Origin of the sequence: Bacillus cereus group sp. BfR-BA-01350, assembly GCF_022663775.1 — a bacterium.
GTDB lineage: Bacteria > Bacillota > Bacilli > Bacillales > Bacillaceae_G > Bacillus_A > Bacillus_A paranthracis.
This window is the reverse complement of sequence record NZ_JAKUGD010000001.1, coordinates 771,735-795,701: the sequence shown is the minus strand read 5'-3', so window position 1 is coordinate 795,701 and position 23,967 is coordinate 771,735. Positions and strand designations below refer to the sequence as shown.

Here is a 23,967-nt window from a genome sequence, read left to right as displayed (position 1 = left end):
TTAATAGCCTCCTAAAATTTTCTTTTTATTTTAGAAGGCTAATTTTCTTGCTTTCACCATAATTGTTCACTCCTAACTGTTTATATTTCACCCTAATTATTTATTTAATTATATAACATCTGCAAGAGTCAATTCACATATTTCTGGAAATCAATCCACATACTATAGGTAAATCAAATGAAATTTGGAGGATTCACACATGAATAACAAAAATGTAAATAAAAAAGAAAATGTTACCGAAAACGCTACACCTATTCAAAATGATAATACTGCAAATCTTACTATCGAAGAACAAGCAATGAATGGCTTATATGGAATGCCAGAAACAACAATTGAAGATGCTGATCACGCCGCAACTGATGATTTGACTTCAAAAAATTAATTACATTGAAAAAGCCAAGGAAAATATCCTTGGCTTTTTCAACTATGCATCCACTTTTTGTATTTCTTCACTCTTTCTTGAAAGTTTTCCTGGCCAAAAAGCAAAGCGGCCTAACACAACTGTGATTGCCGGTACAAGTAATGGTCTTACAATAAACGTATCTAGTAATACGCCAATTGCTGTTACAATACCAAATTGAACGAGCACTTGAATTGGAAGTGTACCTAACACTGCAAAAGTTCCTGCTAAAATTAAACCTGCAGATGTAATGACACTACCTGTTTGTATAACACCATTTTTTACTGCATCCAAATGATTTTGTGTTTTTCTATTTTTCCATATTTCTGAGACCATAAAGATATTATAATCTTCCCCTAAAGCAACTAAAAATACGAATGCGTATAACGGTATCGCACCTTGAATGGCCGGAGCTCCCATACCATAATGAAGTAGTAGCCACCCTGCTCCTAGTGCCGAGAAGAACGATAATACAACAGTTACAATTAAATAAATCATCGCAACAATTGATCGTAAGTAAACAAGTAATAATAAAGCTATAATGCTAATCATTACTGGAATAATAACCGCTTCATCACGTTCTGTAATTTGCTTTGTATCATATAATGAAGCTGTTTCTCCGCCAATCCATAGTCGATCTTCTGCATTACTAATCCCAGCATCTTTGAATACTTTTTCTACACTGTTTTTCAATTTAGGTATTTGATCTAACGCTTCAATTGAGTATGGATTTTCAGCTAAGGAAACCTCATACATTTGTATTTGCTTATTTTCTTTACCCTCTTTTGGGTCTTTAACTGTATTTACAAAAGAAAATTTCTCTAGTTCTTCTTTTATAGGAAGCTCTTTTCCTTTCGTGTCAACAACAACTTTTACTGGCGCTAGTTCACCAGCTGAGAAATGATTACTAATTAACGTAAACCCTTCGCGTGAAGGCATATCTTTAGGAAACGATTCTAATAAGTCGTATGTGTATTGAATACGTGGTACAAATGATGCCAATCCACCTAATACAAATACAGTGAGCATAATGATTGTCCACGGTCTTCGTACTACAACATCTCCAAGTTTTTTACTAAAGGCGCCTTTTGATTTTTTAATTTTTACTACTTTCTTTTTCCTTCTTGCTAATTCTTCATTCATCGAAGTTGTTCTCGGTATAAATGGGAAGAATGCAGTTCTACCGAAAATTAATAAAAATGCTGGTAAAATCGTTAAAGCAGCAATTCCCATTATAAATACAGCTACACTAAATGGCACTGCAAATCGATGAAAGGCACCATAATGAGCAAGTAATAATGTTCCTAATCCAAGTACAACTGTTAACGCACTCATTATAATTGCTCCGCCAGAAGCTTTAATTGCAAGTTGCAATGCCTTATATTTACTTTCTTCTTCTAGCAAGTATTCCCGATATCTCGAAATTAAAAATAAGCAATAATCCGTTCCAGCACCAAACAATAGTACAGTCATAATTGATATCGCCTGTGCATCTACTTTAATCCATCCGTGATCAGCTAAAAACCCAAGCGTCGGACTAATAATACCGTATGCAAAGCCAACAACAAGTAAAGGTAAAATTGCTAAAATTGGCGAACGGTACAGTAAAATTAATAGGACTAATACGAGTAATACAGTTGCAATTAATAATTTCACATCTGCTTGACTAAACAAACTAACTGCATCTGTTTGAATGCCTACTGGTCCAGATAATCGAACATGTAATCCAGAATCACTTATTTTTTGTTTAAATGGATCTACATCCACCTTACTATTCACTATCTTTCTTAAATCATCAAGATTTCCTTTTAATATATCTGTTCCAGCTGACTTGTTAAAGAATACTGGTGTAACAAATGATGTACCATCTTTTGATGCACTTTTTGATAATACTTGTTCCGGGATTGTATCAAATGGTGGTAACGTTGATTGTTCCTTTAAAGGACTAGCTTTTAACTCTTTATAAACGTCTTGTATGAGTTTATAATCCTGCGACTGTAATCCACCATCTCTATACCATACTACTAATAAAGGATTCCCTGCATTATTCGGAAACTCTTTTTTCATAAGTGCTTCCGCTTGCTGCGACATAGCTGTTTCGGGTAAATTTTTCGGGTTCGGTTCTTTCGTACTATTTACTTGTGGTAACGTAAATGAAAGTAATAATGTAATAAGAATCCATACCGATAAAGTGATCCATTGCGTATTTTTCCCTGCTACAAGCCTCCCTAACATATGTAACGGGTGCTTTTTCATAAAAAACCCACCTTCCTTTTTTCCTCCACTATTAATTATATATACTGGTCGGTTAATTAATCAAGAATGAATAAAAATTATGTTATAATTATCTAAACAATACATGTCAGGAGCGAATGGATTTGGAACAAAAACAACGCCCTCTTGGAAGGCCTCGTCAAAATAAAAATACAAAATCTACAAAAGAAACCATTTTAGAAGTTGCAACTCGGTTATTTCTTACTCAAAATTATCAAGTCGTTTCTATGGAGGAAGTAGCAAAAGTTTGTGGTGTTACGAAAGCAACCGTCTACTATTACTATTCAACAAAAGCAGATTTATTTACCGCTACTATGATTCAAATGATGGTACGTATACGTGAGAATATGTCGCAAATCCTTTCTACAAATAAGACTTTAAAAGAAAGATTATTGGACTTTGCTAAAGTTTACTTACATGCCACAATGGATATCGATATGAAAAATTTTATGAAAGATGCAAAACTATCTTTATCTGAAGAACAATTAAAAGAATTAAAAAAAGCTGAAGATAGCATGTATGAAGTATTAGAAAAAGCACTCGATAAAGCGATGCAACTTGGAGAAATCCAAAAAGGAAACCCTAAATTTGCCGCTCATGCATTCGTATCTTTATTATCAATTGGGAATTTTAAAGATGAAAATGACAATCCTATTCTTACAAATATAGATGAATTAGCACAAGAAATCGTTTCTTTTTATTGGAACGGATTAGGACGTTAAAATTACATGGGTTTCCTTTAATAAAAAAGCATGTTTGTATTTCTTCAAACATGCTTTTTTATCATTTTTTACAAATTTTGAAGTTGAATCTTTATATTCCCCTTACTTAATCCCCCGTGGTAACAAACTACAGATTCAATATCTAGATTTAAATACTTCTTCAAAGACTGCCGTGCTTCCATAATATTTAAAGTTGTTGGAGCATGAACTCCTCCTAACTTTCCATTCACACTATACATCGAGTCTCCAGCGACAAGAATTTTGCTTCGTTTCAAATATAAACTAATATGCCCCGGAGTATGCCCTGGAGTATGGAGAATTAGTATCCCACCGCAATACGGAAGTTCTTGCCCGTCAATCACTGTGTCACTCACTTTTCCTTTTGGTGGATTCTCTACATGTACATCTTTCAATAAAGGTAAATCTCCCTCAATATATGACTTATCTAACTCGTGCGCATATACTTTAATATCGCTTACACCATTCTCCAATACATTAGGAAGGCTACCTATATGATCTATATCCTGGTGTGTCAAAATCACAACTTTTAGCTTATCAACAGATACCCCAACTCTCTCCATCTCTACTTGTATATCTTCAAATTGTCCAGGGAAACCAGTATCTATTAAAACTGCCATTTCATCATCCCATAAAAGAATTGGGTGAATGATAAATTCTTGAAACTCAAGCTGTAACATTTCTACTCCTTTAGCAATCTCCATACAGCAATTCTCCTTTATAACTGAAGTTTGAAAATATGTACGAGTAAACTGAAAATATAAAGCACCGCTATCTCATAATATGTTTTGTCATCCCAATAGAGAATGCTTCAAACCCTATAGATTCATAATAAGATTGCAATTTTTCCACACACATAAGTTGCGGAATAACCTTGTTTTGTTCGCAGTGATGGATTAATCGTTTCACTATGTCTTTTCCAATACCAATATACTGATACTCCGGCATTACACATACACCACAAATAACGCCTGTTATTACTCCATCGGATATAACACGCCCCATCCCAATTAATTGTTCCTCTTTAAATGCATATATTGCATACCAACTTTGTTTACACATTTGTTCTAATTCATTCACTGTTAATTTAAGAGAATTCCATCCTAAAGATTCATATAAAGCTAATAATTCATTAAATTTTGTAGGATGTTCACTTGTGTAGTGTATACTATTTTTCATGTAAATACTCCTTATTCTATAGTTTGTTAATGTTCCATAAAATGCCCCTTATGAAAATTGCGATTGACGTGAAAATAACTAGAACAAACTTCAATAAGAAAAATAGAATTCCTTCTCAACATAAAATAAAAAGAAGTTATCTCACTTGAGATAACTTCTTTTATATAAGACTCTCATTATATTATTAACCAAAAATTATACAACTACATACGATAAGCACAAACAAAACTAATAAACCATTTGAGAAATACCCCATTGAATACTACCCCTTTATTAAATTATGTAAAAGATTTTATCATAAAATGATTTACAACTTAATAACTGAAAAAGACATTGTATTCATTAGTTACGTATATTTAGTAATATTTTAATTTCTATTCATATTCTCCTTACTTTATTGTACTAGAAACTAAAAAGAATTCTCTTTCCCTTTTCATCCCTCAACTAAAATTCAATAATACAAATTTCAAAATGTTAATATATGATAAAATAAATTTAACAACACTTTACTTACAATAATAAGGGGGCCTGCTCATGAAGGCGAATCTAGGAACAATAAAAGAACACTTAAACAGTGAAGAAGATATTCTTTCTACACTCTACTGCGTAATAAATTTTGGTTATATCAGTAGATCTGGCATTTTAGCTGCTACAAATAAAAGATTATTGTTCTGTTCTGATGCTATGTTTGGAAAAGGACTAAAATGGGAATTCAAATATACTGAAATAGAAGATTTCAGTCATACGGATGGGGTTGTATTAGAGATGTCTGCAATTCCCTTTATCAAAAAAATAACCATGAACCATGGAGACGATTTTATTGTCTTTGATAATTTTTCAAGCCCACAAAACGTACAATCCTTTTTTAAGTTGGTTCAATCCAAGCAATAAACCTATCAAGACTCTTACATATACCATATTCTTTGGCACGGTAAAGCTTATAGAATGTAAAAAGAGGGTTGCATTTGCACCCCTCTTTTTATATGTCACTGTTTTACTTTAAAATCTCTTTTTCACACATAGCTCTACTTATATTTTTTTGACTCATAATACCTTCTTAATTTTCATAATGTTTTCACCTAACTAAACGTATGATTTAGATTATCTTCATTATGCATGCTACAATCTTTCAATAGACCACATTTAACATTATATAATTTTTATAATTAGATAATACAAATTTATTTACGCTACTTTTACAGCTTTATTCTTCAAAATAAACTTTCCAAATAAGAAACGCACAAGCGGCCCCATAATAATTAATTGTAATGGATACGCCATAATGAAGTTTTTAATAAAAATCGAGAAATACATTGAAACAAAAGATTCACCATGTAATCCATTATGAAAATACATCATTGCCATTCCATAAAACGACATGAAGAAAACCATTCCAATAACCATAGCTGTCGCCATCGCAATAATAATATTTACTTTTTTCGATTTATCAAATGGCAACATGAATACAATTTTTTTCGCACAAGGTCCAACGATACATATTTCAATTAATAGCGCAATAATAAATCCAATTAGTAGTTCTAATGCAATCTCCTTAATATGAATTGGCCCTCCTGATCCATTCGTTAGTAAATTGTAAAACGTCATTACGATAACCATCCCAAGGCACATCATCATACCAAATTGGAGGTTTTCCTTTCTTGTTGTTGGCAAAATTCATCATCCTTTCTCTTTGAGTCTTTGTCATTATATCGATATTGGAAACCTCTTCGTAAGTGAACATTTTGTGAACAAATTTAAAACGTTTTCATATATTTTCTTTGCTTTCAACTCAAATTCTCACTTTTACTTATAAAGGTTTTATATATTTCAATGTTGAATTACTAAATTGAAACATTACTACTAGGAGGAGAACCATGAATGAACAAGGATTTTTCGTATATCATATCGTAACAAGGAAAAAAATGAAGATCGGACAAAACATTCAATTTAATAAAAATCAAACTAATACGCTATTCCACTTCTTTTTTGAAAGAAAACATTTAAATTCTAGTGGTGAAGATTCTATACAAATTTTAAAAGAACATTATACAAATGAAGAATTACATATAAAGAATGAAAATGCTACAGTCGTTATGAATTACATGGATCAAACAATTAGAGCCATTAGAGAAACGATTGTGGAAATGGTTAGACTACAAGAATATCCTAATTATCCGTCAAGATTGTCTTGTTTATATGCTGCTAAAAGCTATGAAGATGCTTTAAAATGGAAAGCATTATTTGACTCTTACAATCGAGAAGTTTTACAAATTGTTAAACTACGAGTAATTGGAAGTTCTTTTGAAGGTGACGGTAACCTTTTACCGAAAGAAGATGGGATTCCTTTCTCTCAAAAAATAGAACAAGCTAGAGAGTATTGGAAAGGAAATAGCAAAAACGAATTACCTGAGCTATTGATTAATGGAAAAATTGAGGTAGTAGAAATAATCAATGATTTTTCCAAAATGAAAATTTAATTTCTAGTTAAATATTAGAGAATGGAGATTACAATGATGAAAAAAGTGTACTTCAATCATGATGGTGGTGTAGATGATTTAGTTTCACTATTTTTATTACTCCAAATGGATAATGTAGAACTTACAGGTGTTTCAGTTATCCCAGCAGATTGCTATTTAGAACCAGCAATGTCTGCAAGCCGAAAAATTATTGATCGCTTCGGCAAAAATACTATTGAGGTAGCAGCTTCTAATTCTCGTGGAAAAAATCCGTTTCCAAAAGATTGGCGGATGCATGCATTTTATGTAGATGCTTTACCCATTTTAAATGAGTCTGGAAAAATTGCAACGCACGTAGCAGCAAAGCCTGCGCATCATCATTTAATTGAGACTCTTCTACAAACTGAAGAGAAAACAACTTTATTATTTACAGGTCCTCTTACCGATTTAGCCCGTGCACTATATGAAGCACCTATAATCGAAAATAAAATTAAACGTTTAGTTTGGATGGGCGGTACATTTCGTACTGCAGGCAATGTACATGAACCTGAACATGATGGAACAGCCGAGTGGAATTCATTTTGGGACCCTGAAGCAGTAGCTCGCGTATGGGAAGCAAATATAGAAATCGATTTAGTAACTCTAGAGAGTACAAACCAAGTTCCCCTAACTATAGACATACGTGAACAATGGGCAAAAGAGCGAAAGTATATCGGTATTGATTTCCTTGGTCAATGTTATGCAATTGTTCCCCCTCTCGTTCACTTTGCAAAGAACTCTACCTACTATTTGTGGGATGTATTAACTGCTGCCTTTGTTGGGAAAGCTGACCTAGCAAAAGTACAAACGATCAATAGTATCGTCCATACATACGGACCAAGCCAAGGACGTACAGTGGAAACTGATGATGGGCGGCCGGTACATGTTGTTTATGATGTAAACCACGATCAATTTTTCGACTATATAACTCGGTTAGCAAAGAAAGTCTCTACTTAAAAGCTTCTGTATATAAACAACAAAAAAATGGTGTAGCTTCAAATTGTACGTAGTAAAAAATAATTGGAAATTGGTTGGAACTTAATATTAAAAAGAGTATTGAATTAACTTTCAATACTCTTTTTATGTAGTCTAAAATTATTTGATTAAAGTTGTATTTTATAGATTCACCATTTCATAACCATTGACAAAATACGTTATTGTTTCTAATTCATCTTCATTTAATTCTCTATCTAGCTCTTGTTTATATGCTGCCTTTATCTTCTCTTCATCGCCTTTATGAGCTTCTGTATAAGTTCCTACTGTTTTTAGCAAATGAATTTCTTGTAAAAATTCAGCTCGATCTATTGCTTCCCCATGAGAAAGAATATAAGTTTCAGCATCGAATTTCTCCAATTCTTCTATTAATTTAAACGTTCTTTTCGTCGTATAGTTCCACTTAGAAGAAAAAATATCTGCATATAGACAGTCTCCTAAAAACAATATCTTTTCTTCTTTTATATACATAACAACTGAATCATGTGCATGATCCCCGCCCACATGTTTTAACACGCAGGTCACTTCACCAAGGTCCAATTCAAGTTGATTCTCGAATGTTAAAGTTGGAGGGATAATTTTAATATTTCTCGCTTTTTCATTAAACTCTTTTTTGATACAATCCGCACAAAACTCAATTTCAATACCTTTTTTTACACGTGCATCCAATGCTTCATCTGTCCATTCATAAGAAACAAGTGTACTCATCTCTTTTTTCGTTTCAGAATGTGCAATGGACAATGCATCTTGTAGTATAGACAATCCAAAAATATGATCCCAATGCCAATGCGTTAATGCTACGAAATCAGGATGTGATACATTTTTTTCTTTTAACATTTCTAAAAATAATTGTGCATGTTCCTCTGAATTCCCTGCATCGATCATTAACGTTTTTTCTTTTCCAATGACCATTCCTAATATAGGTCTATCTGTTTCAGAAACTGGTGTCATATACCAAAATGAGTTTCCTATTTTTTTAATTTGCTGCATAACAAATCCCTCCATTTAAAAACACTCTCTTCAATTATTATCTTTTTAAATTTTTTTCATCTAACATATTAAATACTTTACACTCATACTTTTAAACCATTCTATTATTTCTTCCGGCAAACAACTACCATTGAATAGCAATCTTCCCCTAACTCATTTCCTTCCCAATCATTATATATATGTAATAATTCAAAACCATTCGCTACTAGTAATCTTTCTAACTCCTGAGGATACGTATAGCGAAGATCAATCGGTGTTTTTAGTTCTTCTACTAGCGTATCCCCCTCATAAAACTTTCTTGTTGTTATGTAGTGCTGTATTTGCTGAATTGAATCATATGTCATTTCAGTATATAGATCACATTTCCTCCCCTTTTCATCACTAATTGTTGTCCAATATTCTTCTGTAGAAGGCTGTATTAATTCTTCTTTTGAAGGAAAGCGTGTATCGAATATAAATATACCATTCTCTGCTAACACATGATGAATAGATGTTAATAACTTATTTTGATCTGTATTCGTAAGGAAATGCTGGAATCCGTGCCCCACCATAAATGCAAACGGAATCGTTTCATTCATGCTTAATTGTAAACAGTCTTGTTGTAACCATTTTACCTTCTTACAATCCGTAGTTTTTTTCTTCGCTTCAGCAAGCATACCTTCATGTATATCTACACCAATCGTTTGATATCCTTTCTCTATAAAGGGAATTGTAACCCTTCCTGTTCCACAGGCAATATCTAAAATCCATTCATTTTGTATATGTAGTTTTTGTGCCCATGATAGTAAGAACGGAAAATCTGACAGACTCTTATTTTCTATATCATATCGTTTTGGATTTTCGTATTCAGATAGACTCCATTTTGTTTGCAAAATTATTCCTCGTTTCATATTTACACTTAAATTTAATATATAAATTATAACGAATCGTTAGTTTTTTCTCTATAATCAAACACAATTACTTGGACTAATCTAACTTTCCTTTTCGTAAGCTAAAAATAAGGTGGAAGAATCGGAGTGTGATACGATGGAACGATTATGGATTCCAATGATTGTTACGTTTTTTTCATTTAGTGGATTACTATTAGGCGGTGCTGTTGGCATTGCTACACGCCAGCTAATTGAAGAAAAGATGCACCGTTTATACGCATTATGTGGAGGGATTTTGCTTGGGCTTTTATCCCTTGAAATTATTCCTGAAACATTTTTAAGCTATGAAATAATTGGTCCTATACTTGGTATAGCTATCGGCATTTTAGTTATGAGCTTATTAGATAACTATTGTCATCATCCAATGATACATAAAAAAGATCAACAAGCTTGGCAAACTTTCCTTTTCCTCTCTTTCGCTATATTTATTCATAATTTACCAAGTGGCTTTGCTTTAGGTACAGCTTTTATTAATTATGCAGACTCTGCCATTCCCTTTTTAATGGCAATCGTCATTCACCATATTCCAGAAGGATTAGCTTTAATTATCCCCTTTCTCTTTACAAAGCATAAATATATTTCCTTTTTATTAACAACTTTATTACTTTCTCTTATTCTCGGTACTGGTACAGTTTTTGGTATTTTGATGGAAGGAAAAGCTCTTCACCTGCAAGGACTCATTATGGGAAGTGCTATCGGTTCACTTGGCTATGTTACAATTCATGAAATGCTTTGGAAGGCAAAGAAACAGCTATCTTTCTTTTCATTTCTAACGTGGGCAACAGGTGGATTTTTACTAATAACAGTATTTACACTATTCACTGGTCATCATTAAAACTAAAAATATTATCAATTGTATATTTTTCCTTTTTCTTCAAAACATAATAGTATCTACCTAATTATAAGGAGGAAAAATTATGTTTGGGAAAACAGCCGGTGAAGCACTAGTTGACCTATTAATTGACTGGGGCGTAGAACACATTTACGGAATGCCTGGAGATTCTATCAATTCTATAATTGAAGCTTTAAGAAAAAAACAAGATAAAATCAAATTTATTCAAGTACGCCATGAAGAAGCTGGCGCACTAGCAGCAGCTGCCTATGCTAAGTTAACAGGAAAACTCGGCGTTTGCATGGCAATCGCAGGGCCCGGTGCTATACATTTATTAAATGGTTTATATGATGCGAAACTCGATAAAGCCCCTGTTCTAGCAATTTCAGGTCAAGTAGAAACCGATTTACTCGGTACGGATTTTTTCCAAGAAGTAAACTTAGAAAGATTGTTCGATGATGTCGCGGTTTATAACCAGCGCATTATGTCGGCAGAACAGCTACCTGCTGTCGTGAATCAAGCAATTCGAATGGCTTATACGAAAAAAGGTGTATCTGTTCTTACAATTCCGGATGATGTTCCGAAATTCGAAGTAAAGAATGGTGCTCGTGTTACAAATACTTCTTTTACATTACCTGAGTTATTTCCGCAAGAAGAAGATTTACATGCTGCCATACTCGCAATAAATGAAGCGAAAAAGCCTGTTATTTTAGCTGGAAAAGGTGCGAAACATGCAAGAGAATCTTTACTTACATTTGCAGAACACATTGGTGCTCCAATCGTACTTACATTACCAGCTAAAGGGATTATCCCTGATGAACATCCACTTTGTATCGGTGGGTTAGGATTAATTGGAACGAAACCTTCTTATGATGCAATGAAACATGCAGATACTTTAATTATGGTTGGTACTTCCTATCCTTTCACCGGTTTCTTACCTGAAAAAGCAAAAACAATTCATATCGATACTGATCCTGCCCAAATCGGAAAACGGTATGTAACAGATATCGGCTTAGCTGGTGATGCTGATAAAACATTACGATGGTTAATTGAAAATGTTGAAGAACACACAGACCATTCCTTCTTAGAACATCACCAAGACATGATGAAAAAGTGGGAAGAAAAATTACACGATCAAGAAGAAGACTCTTCCATTCCAATTAAACCACAACGCGTTATGCATGCTCTGCAGCAAGTAGCACATGATAACGCAATTCTATCAGTCGATGTCGGAAATGTAACAGTATGGACCGCAAGGCACTTCCGTATGACAAACCAGCAATTTGTCATTTCTAGCTGGCTCGCAACACTTGGTTGCGGTTTACCTGGTGCTCTTGCTGGAAAAATTGCATTCCCGGATAAACAAGTATTTGCAGTTTGTGGTGATGGCGGATTTGGAATGACGATGAATGACTTCGTAACAGCTGTAAAATATAAATTACCAATCGTTGTCGTCGTATTAAACAATAATAAAATTGCGATGATTAAATTCGAGCAAGAAGTGATGGGTAATATCGAATTCGAAACAGACTTAACGAACCCTGATTTTGCAAAATATGCAGAGGCTTGTGGAGGTATTGGATACCGTGTTGAGAATTTAGATGAACTACTTCCCGCTTTCGAAAATGCAGTAAAACAAAATAAACCGTGTATTATTGACGTAGTTGTAGATGCTAACGAAGCACCAATGCCAGCAAAAATCACATTTGGTCAAGCCGCTGGTTATACGAAGCATATGATAAAAGAATTATTTGAAGAAGGTAAGATTGATTTACCACCACTATAAACAGAAAAAGATAGCTGAAAACAAGTTGCTTTCAGCTATCTTTTTATTTTTGTATCTCTCTATAAAAAGAAAAGTCATTCGTAGTTGGTTGTACTTGTTTCTCTGCTTGCACTTCTCTACCTTTCCGCTCTGGCCTTCTCGTATTTCCTAACTTAATCGCATCTTGCATACTATTACTAACTAGATTTCCTGCGAGAATTGTCATACTATAAAAAGCAATCGGTATAAGTACAATCCATGTATGTGTAGTTAAATGGCGGAAGTTTTGACCAATTAGGCCAGTCCATTCTTTTGTTACACTATCTGGATCCATTCCACTGAAGGTTATTGTTCCGCCAAAAAATAATTGTAACAAACCAAGATGTAAAAGAAGTAATAACGTACTTACAAATTGTTGTGCTACTAATAAAAGAAATGGTGGTAACATATGAGGCCATATATGGCGCTTCAACCTCTGCCACTTACTACCGCCGAGCACAGTGGCTGCCAACATAAATTCTTCTTTCTTAATACGTTTTACTTCTTGCGCTACATACAACATCACTGTTGGTACAGCGAGACATACAAGAACTATAATTTGAAATGCCACACGCAAATATAACGGCACAACTTCTGCTCCACTATCAAACGTTAATACTTCATTTAACATAAAATAAGAAATCATAACCATCGGTACAATACTAAAAGGATCAAAAAAGGATGAAATAACTGGAAAAGAACGTTTACCATACATACCAAGAAATAAACCAATTCCCCCTCCAACTATAACTCGTAAAATCGCTATAATTATACTTGCACCAACTGTCCATTTTGCACCTTCTATTATTAATTGAACAAGGTCACGACCTTTCACATCACTTCCAAACCAAAATTTACTTGATGGTGCAAATGGAGCTGCCTCTAGTTCCCCTTTTTCGTTATACATCATCGTAAGTTCACGAATAGTCCCATCAAAAAACACCGTATATCCAATACTAACAATCATTAGTACACTCAAAAAAGTAATACCTATCCAAAATCTCACATCTCTTTTTACAACTTGCCACATGTTACACACGCTCCTTTATAACATTTTGTAAAAGCGTATGTAATATACGAAATAGTATAAAAAGCGGTACGTATAATATTACTAGACTCACCGTAAATATTTCTAATTTTGAATTTTCTTTCACAAAAACAAACATACCATATGTATTAAATATCCATTCAATAATATATAAATTGGAAAGCATAAATAAAATATTTGTTTTCGCGTAATAAATTGTCGTTAATAAAACATTTCTTGAAATATGATGTGTCAAAATATACCGTAAGCTTAGCCCTTTACTCTTGGCAAACAAACTATAATCTTTCTCTAATTCTTCTTTAAACCGTAATAACAACAGTTTAATAAACAATAATGTTGTTGGTATTGTAAGACATATAATTGGTAACAAACGTATCCTTTCTTCCCCTAATCCAGCCAGTTTGATCGGCATAAATCCTGTTTTTTGAAACATAATTACGACAAGAAGTTGCGATAATAAAATAAGTAATATATCTGGTATACTCTCAAGCGTAAGAAAAATCCCGTTCCACATTTTCTGTTTCATATGAGAACGCTGTAATACCCAAACGACAAGTATATACGCTATAAGCAACGAGAATAAAAAAGCTGAAAGAAATACAATCATCGTTTCAATATAATGAATCCATATTTGCGGAAATAATTTTCTTGAGTCCCGAAATCCATATGTAATTTCACCCGGTTGAAGTAACTTTCCTCCAAGAAATACAATCGTGTTCCAAAAACCGATTAAATCAATTTGCAACCCCTTAAATAAACGCGGTAGTGCACCTAGGCAGAGTATACATAAGATTGCAGCTACTAGTTGTAAACAAGTAATCCCACACCACTTAACCATTCGCATCAACATAACAATTTCCCCTTACCATACGGTAGAATATTCAGAAATAAAAAACTAAATATATCACATCTCTTTAGCTACTGCATGTACTTGCTTTTGCCCACTTGGTAGAATAGCTTGATATAAACATGTAACAAACAATAATAAACCAAATAAAATAATATACAATGTATCTGCAAGAATCCATTTTGGGAATAACATCGCTATCGCACCGAGAGATAAAAGCTGGAATCCTGTCGTTAATGGACTAAGCAAGCTTTGTACACGCCCCATGAATGACTCTTCTACAATTTCATACATCCAGCCCGATATTGCAACATTAATAAACGGTAAAAAGAAAGTCGCTAAAGCGATACATACATAAAAAGACCATACGTAATTTACAAAGTAACACATACCAAAGAAGACTCCTGAGCCTGCCATACCAAAAACTATAATAGATTTTGGTGCATATTTCTTACCTATACTCGTTGCTACTATGCTTCCAATTAGTAATGAAATACCCCCAACTACACCACCCACCATTGCTAAACTTTCATACGTTGCTGGTGCCAATTTGTATTTTAATATGTAGGTAGTAGATACGCTTAAAATACCATTTAATAAACCAAATACGATAAATCCTAAAAGTAATTTTTTTAAAGTTTCATTTTGGTATATATACTTGATCCCTTCTTGAAACTCTGTTATTAACATTTTCAAATTAACTTCTTTCCATTTTGTTATACCGTTTGGCAAACGCACTTTTTCTGGAATGGAGATTGTTTGAATTAAAATACCACTCATAATAAAAGTGAGCGTATTTACTAAAATACTCCCGTATATTCCAAAAGTCCAGTACACTATCGTTGCAATTCCTACACCAAACAAAGCATACAAACTATTCACCATTTGATTCACACCTGCTGCTGCACCGTATTGGTCGGATTCAACTACACCCTGTATCATCGACTGTTCTGATGGAGAGAAAAATTGTATACATGCATTTTCCAAAAATAAAAATATAAAGACGAGTATAATCATCCCGTAATAAAGCGAAATTAGGATTCCAATATTACAGAGCGAGCAACATATGTTACTTACTGTACATATACGTTGTCTATCAAATCGATCCACTACTGTTCCTACCAATAGAAAAAAGATTAATGCAGGTAATGCAATCATAATTTGTGTCATCGTTGCGTAAACTGGTTGTTTTCCGTATTGATCTAGCAAATAAAACATTAAAGAAATTCCAGCAATCATAGAACCGAGTCGCTCTAAAATATTTGCTAGAAAAAAGCGTGCATACACTTTGTTGCGAAATAACTGTAGCATTTCTTTCATCCTTCGTATCCTTTCTCTCGACAAAATAGTATTATTTCAGTCATTTCTTGGAAGTTACATTATATTTTTCGACCATTATCCAATCTTTTCCTTCTATATAAAGAACAATAAAAAAAACTCTTGTTATCTATACAAGAGTCTTTTTTATTTAACTTCGCTTCATGTAATGATATATCTCGCTAACTTTTTAATTCTCTATAGTTTGGATACACTTTATTTATTTTACAAATGTATCGGACATCCACTCATAAAACTTTTCCTTCTCTTCAAATTGCGGATAATGCGCGGATTTTTCAAAAGTAATAAATTCTTTTTTCTCTGCTTCAATCGTATCAAAATATGCTTTTGCCGCATGAAATGAAGTATTATAGTCATATTTCCCCATAAGGAAATAAAACGGTAACTTCAGTTTCTTCACCTTAGTAGGTAGTAGAAAAACTTAATCACATGTATTACAAATATAGAAAAAAGCCCTTGTTTTCAAACAAGGACTCTTTTCATAAACTATTTAGCTACTTCTTCTTTCGGCATTACCATTCCTTTATACAATTGAACTGTTATCCAGTAATAGATGAAATAAATGACTAAGAAAATCCCAATTGGCACCCACACTTTTACAAACGGGTCAACTAATATGAAGCTAAATAAGTTTAGCCCTACTAACACGTGGGAAATTCCAATAATTGCTGGGAAGATAAATAAATATGAAATTTCTTTATATATACTTTTCGTTAACATACTACGTCTCACACCGATTTTTCGTAACATTTCATAACGGCGTACATCACGAGAAGCACCTGTTAATATTTTGAACATAAGGGAACTTGCCATCATTGCTAAAAAGGCAATTCCGAGGAAAAATCCCATAAACATCGTTCCGCTCATGAAACTGTTCATAAATTGATAAATTGTCATTTTCGTAAATAAGTCTACTTTTGCACCTGTTGTTTTTTCAATTTGTTCTTTTTGTCTCTTATCTATTTCGATCAACAACGGTTTATACTTTTTCATATCATCTACTTTTGCTAATATTACAGTGTGTTCTGTTCCTTGAATTCCTTTATAATGTGCTTCATCTGCAATTCTTACAGGTTTTCCGTTAAATTGATTATGTGTAATTTGTATTTCTCTTACAATTGCATCTTCCCAATCTCTCGGCATACGAGGGAATTTTGCTAATTCAGGAGCCTCTAAAGCAGAATATACAGGTTCAGTTAAAGGTTCAGTCACACGTTTACGAACAGGCTCTTTTAAAGTTTTTGTATCAAAGTGGTCTGAAACAAGTGGCGGTTTCGCAGTTAAATCGTTACGTAAGTAATAAACCGCTTCTCCATCTACTTTATACTTGTACTTGCTTTCTTCCACAATTTCCATTTCTTTTAATGCAGCTGTATCTTCTTCATTTGGATCATGAATTACGACATCATACACACGTGAGAAGTCTGTCATAATACCTACATTTTTTTGGAACGCCATACCTGCTGTCATCGCACCTGCTCCTAATGCAATTAACATTGCTACAGTACCTAATACTCTCGATAAACTATTTACTCGAAAGCGTAGCTGTGCATATGTAAAACTATTTAAGCCCGTTTCATTTCGCTTTTTATTCCCTTTAATTTTCATCACAAAAAATGGGAGCAATGAACTAAAGATAAAATATGTTCCAAGCGTTGTAACGATTGTCGCTATTATAAAACCAAATTCAGCATATATTTTTACGTTAATCATAAAATAGTACCCTGTACTTACTAGTAATACACCAAGTACAGTCATTATAATAATGCGAGTTTTACTTTTCTTCACTTCATCTAGTGTTTCATCTTCACGTATTAATTCTAATTCTGTTTTACGTAATAAACGGATGCTATTCATTAAACCAGTAATAAAAAATAGTACTAAAAAGAAAATAGCTGTAACTATGATTGCTGGTGTATATACAGATGAATAACTACCCTTTGCTGAAATTTCCATACCATTCATTAAAAAGTTTCCTGCTACACTTGCTAGTAACATCCCTACTAAAATCCCGATAATAATACTAACAATACCCATACCGAATGTTTCAATAAATAATAATTGTGCTACTTTTTTCTTTTTCGCACCAAGCATCATGTACATACCGAGTTCTTTTCTTCTTAATGTGAGTAAGAAAGAATTGGCATATATAATATAAAATACAGTAATGAAAGATAATAGTATTGCACCTACCCAAAATACGAGTCTAATACTACTAATGAGACTATTATCTTTCGTAAATTCACTATTCATCGCCATCGTTTGGAACATGTAGAAAATACTAATGCTAATAACGAGACCGATAAGTAAAACCATATAATCTTTTAACATCTTTTTCATACTATGACGTGATAATTTGAATAACATAGTCTCGCCCCCTACTTAGACTCAGCAGCTGAGCCCATATGAGCGAGCACACCTAAAATGTCTTGATAGAAACTTTCTCGCGTTCCTTGACGCTTTAATTCTTTATATAAAAGACCATCTTGAATAAATAAAATACGTTCACAATAACTGGCACTAAATGCATCGTGTGTCACCATCAAAATACTTACATTGTGATTTTCATGTAAATCTTGCATCGCTTCTAATAAGCTTTTTGCATTTTTACTATCAAGCGCTCCTGTCGGTTCATCTGCTAATACGATTGCTGGATTATGTACTAAAGCTCGTGCTGCCGCTGTTCTTTGCTTTTGCCCACCAGAAACAGCAGTTGGATATTTTGTTAAAATTTCAGTAATCCCTAATTTCTTCGCAACTTCGTCCACCTTTCCAGTAATTTCACTTGAAGGTACGCCTTGCAGAGAAAGTGGTAAAGCGATATTTTCATAAATTGATAAGTTTTCAAGTAAGTTAAAATCTTGAAAGATGAATCCTAATTTTTGAGATCGAAAATCTGACAATGCATTCCCCTTCATAGAAGTAATATTTGTACCAGCTATTGTCACACTTCCACCTGTCGCTTGATCCAATGTACTAATCACATTAAGTAAAGTCGTTTTTCCAGACCCAGAAGGACCCATAATCCCGACGAATTCCCCTTCTTTAATATTTAATGATACGCCCCTTAATGCTTTTGACTGATTCTCATTTCTTTTCCCATACGTTTTTTCTACACTTTCTACAGTAACTACATTTGTTGACATCTCTTTCACTCCATCCCTTTTGTATAAATTTAATTTCTCACACATTTCTTATCTTTTTCTCATGTAAATTCTTAAGAATTTTTTAATTCTTCAAACTAAAAAGGTTATACAGATAACATGAACCTATTTCCTACTTCATATTCTCATCTTTCTACAACTCGTTCCTTCGATTTCGCTTACATTTACCTTACATTTTTGTAAGGTAAAAAAGAAAACACACCATTATGAATTGGTGTGTTTTCTCTTTAAACTCTATTTCCGATTATTTATTTCCTCTTTCATACTTTCCACAAATCCATTTAGTTCAACAACTTCTGATTTTTCTTCCCCATATTTACGTACATTTACAGCTCCGTTCTCCATTTCCTTATCCCCAATAACAAGTACATAAGGAATTTTTTGCATTTGTGCTTCTCTAATTTTATATCCTAATTTTTCATCTCGTACATCTCGTTCGACACGAACACCAGCTTGTGCTAATTTATCCGCAACCTCATCTGCGTATTGTACATGGACTGCATTCGAAACTGGAATGACCTTCACTTGAACTGGCGCTACCCATGCCGGGAATGCGCCTCCAAAGTGCTCAATTAATATCGCTAAGAAACGATCTAAAGATCCTAATACTGCCCTGTGAATGACAACTGGTCTTTTCTTTTCATTCTTCTCATCTATATAATTTAAATCAAACTTCTCTGGCATTTGGAAATCTAGCTGGATTGTTCCGCACTGATGACTTCTATTTAAAGCATCTTTAATATGGAAGTCAATTTTCGGCCCGTAAAATGCACCGTCACCTTCATTTAGTCTATATTTATAATTTAATGATTGTAATACGTTTTCTAATGACGCTTCTGCTTGCTCCCATAACTTATCATCACCCATTGAATCTTCTGGACGAGTAGAAAGTTCTACTTCATATTCAAATCCAAAAGTTTTATATACATAATCGATTTGCGCCATTACAGATTTGATTTCATCTTCAATTTGTTCTGGAGTTACAAATAAATGTGCATCATCTTGGCAAAAAGTACGAACTCTTAATAATCCATTTAATGCACCGCTAAATTCATGTCGATGCACTTGACCGAACTCACACATACGGATTGGCAATTCGCGATAAGAGTGTAATTTATTTTTGAACATTAACATATGGCCAGGACAGTTCATTGGCTTTAATGCAAAGCTCTTATTATCTACTTCTGAGAAATACATATTATCTTTATAATGTCCCCAGTGCCCTGATCTTTCCCATACTTCTTGGTTCATCATGAATGGAGTGCGTACTTCTTGATAATTATATTCTTTTTGAATTTCTCTTAAAAAAGCTTCTAATTCATTACGAATAATTTGGCCTTTCGGTAAATAAAACGGCATTCCCGGAGCCTCTTCAGAAAACATAAATAACTCCAGTTCATTGCCTAACTTACGATGGTTTCTTTTGGCTGCTTCTTCAACGAAATGTAAATACTCTTCTAATTCTTTCTGGGAAGAGAATGCAACACCATATATACGCTGAAGCACTTGATTATTACTATCTCCTCGCCAATATGCACCGGAAACGTGAGTTAATTGAAATGCTTTCAAATAACCTGTAGATGGTAAATGTGGCCCTCTACATAAATCTACAAATTCACCTTGCTTATATAGTGTTACACTTTCCTCATCAGGGATTGCTTCTAAAAGTTCTAATTTCAAACGATCATTCATTTCTTGAAATAGTTTTGCTGCTTCTTCTCGAGAAACCTCAACTCGTTCTATTTTTAAATTTTCTTTTATAATATTTTTCATTTCTATTTCGATTTTTCGTAAGTCTTCTACATTTACACTACTTGGAAGATCCATATCATAATAAAACCCATTTTCAATAACCGGTCCTACACCAAGGTTTACATTACCATAAATTCTTTTTATAGCTTGCGCTAAAATATGTGCCGCAGAGTGCCTTGCAATTTCTACACCTTCATCTGAATCTAAAGTAATGATTTCTACTTCCGCATTTTCTTCAATATTACGGCGTAAATCATATAACTCATCATTTACTTTCCCAGCGACTGCTTTCTTTTTTAAACTATTGCTAATGGATCCCGCAATTTCTTCTAAAGTAATTCCTTTTACAAATTCTTTCACACTACCATCTGGAAATTTAATTTCAATCATTTGTTCTTTCATTTTTCATCTCTCCATTTCATAATAAAAAGCACACTCATCCCTAAAATAGGGACGAGCGTGCTTATACCCGTGGTTCCACCCAGATTCCCATCATAAAAAACATAATGGCTTCATTTACGGTAACGTCGTTTACACGGCACTAGATACTTCATTTCCCCAGTGCAGCTCTAAGGTGGTAAGTTATTTTTCTGCGTTAGGAAGTTCTCAGCTTTCCTTCCTTCTCTGTATAACCGGGGAAAATAACTCGTGTCCTTTTCTTCGCTTATTATGAAATTGAATGCAAAAAAGCATATTCATCCCTAAAATAGGGACGAATATGCTTATATCCGTGGTTCCACCCAGATTCCCATCACAAAAAACATAATGGCTTCTTTTGCGATAACGTCGCTTACACGGCACTAGATACTTCGTTTCCCTAGTGCAGCTCTAAGGTGGTAAGTTATTTTTCTGCGTTAGGAAGTTCTCAGCTTTCCTTCCTTCTCTGTATAACCGGGGAAAATAACTCGTGTCCTTTTCTTTGCTTTTTTTAAATACATCCATTAATTGTTATTTACTATATCTTATTCATTTTATTTTTGCAAGTGTTTGGAAAAGATTTTTTATTTAATAAAAAAAGAAACCAAAAAATGTTTTTGGTTTCTCCTTCTCAATTTTACCACTCTTGTGGTTCGTAATTTAAGTCTGCAAATAGACGTCGTTTCTCTTTCTTCGTTAAATCTCTCCACTGTCCAACAGGTAAATTATTCAATTCAATATTCATAATTCTCGTACGTTTTAACGTGTATACTTGATAACCTAAAGCTTCACACATACGACGAATTTGGCGATTCAACCCTTGCGTTAAAATAATTTTGAACTCATATTTTGATAACTGTGTGATCTCACAAGGAAGTGTTTTTGTACCTAGAATTTTAACACCCGCTGCCATTTTTTCTAAGAAATCAGGTGTAATTGGCTTATCTACTGAAACGATATATTCTTTCTCATGTTTGTTTTCAGCACGTAAAATTTCATTAACAATATCACCATCATTCGTTAACAAAATTAAACCATCTGAGTCTTTATCAAGACGTCCAATATGGCTAATTCGTAAAGGGTGATTCACTAAATCGATAATATTACCTTTTACTGATTTTTCACTCGTACATGTAATACCTACTGGTTTATTTAAAGCGATATATACGTGATCTCGAGCAATGCGAAGTTGCTCTCCATTTACGCGTACATCATCACCTGGATTCACTTGGTCACCAATTTTTGCAACCTTACCGTTAATAATTACTCTTCTCTCATTAATTAATTTATCTGCTCCACGTCGAGACGCTTTTCCAGCTTCACTAATAAATTTATTGATACGCAAATTAGGCACATCCTTTTCTAAAAAAATTTCAAGCTCACACTGCTTCTACCGTACAATACAAAAGGGTAAGCCTCCTATTATAACTTAAATATATTAACATGAAAGGGCATATAACGTCTTCTATTAATTACTTATTTATAAGAAAATATCTTTATTATACATTCATTTATGCACTTTTTCCGTGCTTAATATACAAGCCATTCTTCCTTACATACAGCTTGTTTTCCTCTTATATCTTCTATATCTTCATGAATATTAGCTAGTTTATACAACTCGGGGAAATTTTCTTCTACATAATGCTGATGCGCTTTTTCATCTTTCCAATAAGTTAACACGATGTAACGGTTTTCATTTTTTAAAGACTTCCCAACTACTCCACCTAGCATGCCTTTTATATTTTCCATTCCTTTATTCCAAATTGTTTCTTGTTTATGTAAAAATTGCTTTTCTTTTTCTTCCTTTACATCACATACAGCCGCCCTTACGAAGGATCCTTCTGTAACAACGTCTTTCAAAGACACTTCTGCTATATCATACAATGTTTGAAATAATTCGATTTCACATGAAAGAAACGTATCCTCTTGATTACTATTTACATAAATGGTATCGTGAGCACCATTCATAAATGATTGATATGTATTTCTATCTTCCCATAAAGTAAATACACATGCCTCATTTTCATTCCATCCACCAAATTGTCCATAAAAACCATCTAGGTGCTGTATATCACGCCATTTTTCTTGTGCCATTGAAAATAACTCTTTTTTCTCTTCTTCTACTTTACAATAGATTGTTTTTAGTAGCATTTTTAATTTCCCCTTTAGCATATAATTTATCTCCTTCTCACAATAATTAGTTCACATAATATTTTTATAATCACCCTAATACTCTTTATAGATATATAGAACTAATCATATTTAGCACTACATCTATCAAAACATCTATCGAATTTAATTTCAAATAATTCAGAATGCAAAAAAGATGTAACTCTTAATGAATTACATCTTTAGCTAATCTCCCTTATTCATCTTTTTCTCAAATAAATAATACGTAATTTCTCCCGGATAATGTAATACAGTTACCTTCCGCTCCCCTTTTTTAAAACTAACAGTATGCCCGTTTTCACCTAATTTCTCCCATCCACTTACCTTTGTAATAGGCATTACACTTATATATTTATAATCCTCTTCCTTATCATCGTTAATATGTATTGCTGACATTGGTACTGGAAAATCTTTAATTTTAGATTCTTTATTCATAAATATGAATGCAATTAAACCAACTAATAACATAGCCATTGAAATATTTGAAACTAGTTTTCTTCTATTCATTTCTACTAAAAATCCTCTTTTCTTACATATTACTTTCATCATTTTACTAACTTTAATTATTTATGTATATAAAATATATATATATTTTA

22 protein-coding genes, 1 pseudogene and 2 other annotated features are annotated in these 23,967 nt (G+C 33.3%); of the genes and pseudogenes, 7 read left to right on the top strand and 16 right to left on the bottom strand.

The genetic code is table 11. The annotated features are described in order from the left end of the window. Window positions 1-199 precede the first annotated feature (199 nt). Window positions 200-382, top strand: a complete 183-nt coding sequence (locus MR147_RS04000; protein ID WP_074610275.1) for a DUF4021 domain-containing protein — start codon at window positions 200-202, stop codon at window positions 380-382. Between the two features lie 42 nt (window positions 383-424). On the opposite strand, the gene MR147_RS03995 is transcribed toward MR147_RS04000, so the two are convergent. After that, window positions 425-2,656, bottom strand: a complete 2,232-nt coding sequence (locus tag MR147_RS03995; protein ID WP_074610274.1) for an MMPL family transporter — start codon at window positions 2,654-2,656, stop codon at window positions 425-427. Between the two features lie 116 nt (window positions 2,657-2,772). On the opposite strand from MR147_RS03995, the gene MR147_RS03990 reads away from it, so the two are divergent. Then, a complete protein-coding gene (locus MR147_RS03990) occupies window positions 2,773-3,396 on the top strand; it encodes a TetR/AcrR family transcriptional regulator (protein WP_074610272.1) in 624 nt (207 codons plus the stop codon). Window positions 3,397-3,464: 68 nt separating this feature from the next. On the opposite strand, the gene MR147_RS03985 is transcribed toward MR147_RS03990, so the two are convergent. Both MR147_RS03985 and MR147_RS03980 read right to left on the bottom strand, forming a co-directional pair. Then, window positions 3,465-4,118 (bottom strand): MBL fold metallo-hydrolase, encoded by a 654-nt coding sequence (locus MR147_RS03985; protein ID WP_000401487.1) that lies wholly within the window; start codon window positions 4,116-4,118, stop codon window positions 3,465-3,467. 67 nt (window positions 4,119-4,185) lie between these two features. Beyond that, window positions 4,186-4,593, bottom strand: a complete 408-nt coding sequence (locus MR147_RS03980; protein ID WP_000797949.1) for a GNAT family N-acetyltransferase — start codon at window positions 4,591-4,593, stop codon at window positions 4,186-4,188. Between the two features lie 534 nt (window positions 4,594-5,127). On the opposite strand from MR147_RS03980, the gene MR147_RS03975 reads away from it, so the two are divergent. After that, window positions 5,128-5,484: a PH domain-containing protein gene (locus tag MR147_RS03975; RefSeq protein ID WP_000646618.1), complete on the top strand. Its 357-nt coding sequence runs from the start codon at window positions 5,128-5,130 to the stop codon at window positions 5,482-5,484. A gap of 294 nt (window positions 5,485-5,778) precedes the next feature. Here MR147_RS03975 and MR147_RS03970 read toward each other — a convergent pair whose 3' ends face one another. Then, window positions 5,779-6,264, bottom strand: a complete 486-nt coding sequence (locus MR147_RS03970) for a DUF2798 domain-containing protein (protein ID WP_074610271.1) — start codon at window positions 6,262-6,264, stop codon at window positions 5,779-5,781. 203 nt (window positions 6,265-6,467) lie between these two features. Between MR147_RS03970 and MR147_RS03965 the strand changes: the two genes are divergently transcribed. Both MR147_RS03965 and MR147_RS03960 read left to right on the top strand, forming a co-directional pair. Next, entirely contained in the window at window positions 6,468-7,070 is a 603-nt protein-coding gene (locus MR147_RS03965) for a DUF2441 domain-containing protein (protein WP_074610269.1), read from the top strand. A gap of 33 nt (window positions 7,071-7,103) precedes the next feature. After that, entirely contained in the window at window positions 7,104-8,045 is a 942-nt protein-coding gene (locus MR147_RS03960) for a nucleoside hydrolase (RefSeq protein ID WP_139302901.1), read from the top strand. 159 nt (window positions 8,046-8,204) lie between these two features. Here MR147_RS03960 and MR147_RS03955 read toward each other — a convergent pair whose 3' ends face one another. Then, the gene (locus MR147_RS03955; RefSeq protein ID WP_074610266.1) at window positions 8,205-9,071 is read right to left on the bottom strand and encodes an MBL fold metallo-hydrolase; all 867 of its coding nucleotides are present in this window, start codon (window positions 9,069-9,071) and stop codon (window positions 8,205-8,207) included. Between the two features lie 104 nt (window positions 9,072-9,175). Continuing rightward, window positions 9,176-9,961, bottom strand: coding sequence for a class I SAM-dependent methyltransferase (locus MR147_RS03950; protein ID WP_074610264.1), 786 nt, complete (start codon window positions 9,959-9,961; stop codon window positions 9,176-9,178). A gap of 136 nt (window positions 9,962-10,097) precedes the next feature. On the opposite strand from MR147_RS03950, the gene MR147_RS03945 reads away from it, so the two are divergent. Both MR147_RS03945 and MR147_RS03940 read left to right on the top strand, forming a co-directional pair. Beyond that, window positions 10,098-10,835, top strand: coding sequence for a ZIP family metal transporter (locus MR147_RS03945; RefSeq protein WP_074610262.1), 738 nt, complete (start codon window positions 10,098-10,100; stop codon window positions 10,833-10,835). Window positions 10,836-10,917: 82 nt separating this feature from the next. Beyond that, complete coding sequence (locus tag MR147_RS03940) at window positions 10,918-12,618, top strand: pyruvate oxidase (RefSeq protein ID WP_074610261.1); 1,701 nt, start codon at window positions 10,918-10,920, stop codon at window positions 12,616-12,618. 43 nt (window positions 12,619-12,661) lie between these two features. Here the strand turns inward: MR147_RS03940 and MR147_RS03935 are convergent, their stop codons facing one another. The 10 genes and pseudogenes from MR147_RS03935 to MR147_RS03890 all read right to left on the bottom strand — a co-directional run bounded on the left by MR147_RS03935 (window position 12,662) and on the right by MR147_RS03890 (window position 23,920). After that, entirely contained in the window at window positions 12,662-13,666 is a 1,005-nt protein-coding gene (locus MR147_RS03935) for an ABC transporter permease (RefSeq protein ID WP_074610259.1), read from the bottom strand. Between the two features lies 1 nt (window position 13,667). Further along, window positions 13,668-14,534 (bottom strand): ABC transporter permease subunit, encoded by an 867-nt coding sequence (locus tag MR147_RS03930; RefSeq protein ID WP_139302900.1) that lies wholly within the window; start codon window positions 14,532-14,534, stop codon window positions 13,668-13,670. Window positions 14,535-14,588: 54 nt separating this feature from the next. Continuing rightward, window positions 14,589-15,860, bottom strand: coding sequence for an MFS transporter (locus MR147_RS03925; protein ID WP_313897173.1), 1,272 nt, complete (start codon window positions 15,858-15,860; stop codon window positions 14,589-14,591). A 208-nt stretch (window positions 15,861-16,068) separates the two neighbouring features. Further along, window positions 16,069-16,281 (bottom strand): annotated as a pseudogene (locus MR147_RS03920) (alpha/beta hydrolase); the annotation flags it as partial. A 74-nt stretch (window positions 16,282-16,355) separates the two neighbouring features. Then, on the bottom strand, window positions 16,356-18,236 hold the full coding sequence (locus MR147_RS03915) for an FtsX-like permease family protein (protein ID WP_074610256.1): 1,881 nt from the start codon (window positions 18,234-18,236) through the stop codon (window positions 16,356-16,358). Between the two features lie 11 nt (window positions 18,237-18,247). Continuing rightward, window positions 18,248-19,015, bottom strand: a complete 768-nt coding sequence (locus MR147_RS03910) for an ABC transporter ATP-binding protein (RefSeq protein ID WP_074610251.1) — start codon at window positions 19,013-19,015, stop codon at window positions 18,248-18,250. A gap of 252 nt (window positions 19,016-19,267) precedes the next feature. Further along, window positions 19,268-21,187, bottom strand: a complete 1,920-nt coding sequence (gene thrS / locus MR147_RS03905; RefSeq protein WP_074610249.1) for a threonine--tRNA ligase — start codon at window positions 21,185-21,187, stop codon at window positions 19,268-19,270. 44 nt (window positions 21,188-21,231) lie between these two features. Beyond that, window positions 21,232-21,455: a binding site (T-box leader), on the bottom strand. Window positions 21,456-21,490: 35 nt separating this feature from the next. Then, window positions 21,491-21,714 (bottom strand) — a binding site (T-box leader). Between the two features lie 125 nt (window positions 21,715-21,839). Continuing rightward, window positions 21,840-22,547, bottom strand: a complete 708-nt coding sequence (gene rluF, locus MR147_RS03900) for a 23S rRNA pseudouridine(2604) synthase RluF (RefSeq protein WP_001222168.1) — start codon at window positions 22,545-22,547, stop codon at window positions 21,840-21,842. Window positions 22,548-22,732: 185 nt separating this feature from the next. Continuing rightward, on the bottom strand, window positions 22,733-23,353 hold the full coding sequence (locus tag MR147_RS03895; protein ID WP_074610302.1) for a DUF4937 domain-containing protein: 621 nt from the start codon (window positions 23,351-23,353) through the stop codon (window positions 22,733-22,735). 204 nt (window positions 23,354-23,557) lie between these two features. Further along, a complete protein-coding gene (locus MR147_RS03890) occupies window positions 23,558-23,920 on the bottom strand; it encodes a hypothetical protein (protein ID WP_074610247.1) in 363 nt (120 codons plus the stop codon). Window positions 23,921-23,967 lie beyond the last annotated feature (47 nt).

Excerpts from the sequence above, each read along its gene's own strand:
- MR147_RS04000 (WP_074610275.1), top strand. The coding sequence starts at position 200 with ATGAATAACAAAAATGTAAATAAAAAAGAAAATGTTACCGAAAACGCT.
- MR147_RS03995 (WP_074610274.1), bottom strand. The coding sequence starts at position 2,656 with ATGAAAAAGCACCCGTTACATATGTTAGGGAGGCTTGTAGCAGGGAAA.
- MR147_RS03990 (WP_074610272.1), top strand. The coding sequence starts at position 2,773 with ATGGATTTGGAACAAAAACAACGCCCTCTTGGAAGGCCTCGTCAAAAT.
- MR147_RS03985 (WP_000401487.1), bottom strand. The coding sequence starts at position 4,118 with ATGGAGATTGCTAAAGGAGTAGAAATGTTACAGCTTGAGTTTCAAGAA.
- MR147_RS03980 (WP_000797949.1), bottom strand. The coding sequence starts at position 4,593 with ATGAAAAATAGTATACACTACACAAGTGAACATCCTACAAAATTTAAT.
- MR147_RS03975 (WP_000646618.1), top strand. The coding sequence starts at position 5,128 with ATGAAGGCGAATCTAGGAACAATAAAAGAACACTTAAACAGTGAAGAA.
- MR147_RS03965 (WP_074610269.1), top strand. The coding sequence starts at position 6,468 with ATGAATGAACAAGGATTTTTCGTATATCATATCGTAACAAGGAAAAAA.
- MR147_RS03960 (WP_139302901.1), top strand. The coding sequence starts at position 7,104 with ATGATGAAAAAAGTGTACTTCAATCATGATGGTGGTGTAGATGATTTA.
- MR147_RS03955 (WP_074610266.1), bottom strand. The coding sequence starts at position 9,071 with ATGCAGCAAATTAAAAAAATAGGAAACTCATTTTGGTATATGACACCA.
- MR147_RS03950 (WP_074610264.1), bottom strand. The coding sequence starts at position 9,961 with ATGAAACGAGGAATAATTTTGCAAACAAAATGGAGTCTATCTGAATAC.
- MR147_RS03945 (WP_074610262.1), top strand. The coding sequence starts at position 10,098 with ATGGAACGATTATGGATTCCAATGATTGTTACGTTTTTTTCATTTAGT.
- MR147_RS03940 (WP_074610261.1), top strand. The coding sequence starts at position 10,918 with ATGTTTGGGAAAACAGCCGGTGAAGCACTAGTTGACCTATTAATTGAC.
- MR147_RS03935 (WP_074610259.1), bottom strand. The coding sequence starts at position 13,666 with ATGTGGCAAGTTGTAAAAAGAGATGTGAGATTTTGGATAGGTATTACT.
- MR147_RS03930 (WP_139302900.1), bottom strand. The coding sequence starts at position 14,534 with ATGTTGATGCGAATGGTTAAGTGGTGTGGGATTACTTGTTTACAACTA.
- MR147_RS03915 (WP_074610256.1), bottom strand. The coding sequence starts at position 18,236 with ATGTTATTCAAATTATCACGTCATAGTATGAAAAAGATGTTAAAAGAT.
- MR147_RS03910 (WP_074610251.1), bottom strand. The coding sequence starts at position 19,015 with ATGTCAACAAATGTAGTTACTGTAGAAAGTGTAGAAAAAACGTATGGG.
- thrS (WP_074610249.1), bottom strand. The coding sequence starts at position 21,187 with ATGAAAGAACAAATGATTGAAATTAAATTTCCAGATGGTAGTGTGAAA.
- MR147_RS03895 (WP_074610302.1), bottom strand. The coding sequence starts at position 23,353 with ATGCTACTAAAAACAATCTATTGTAAAGTAGAAGAAGAGAAAAAAGAG.
- MR147_RS03890 (WP_074610247.1), bottom strand. The coding sequence starts at position 23,920 with ATGATGAAAGTAATATGTAAGAAAAGAGGATTTTTAGTAGAAATGAAT.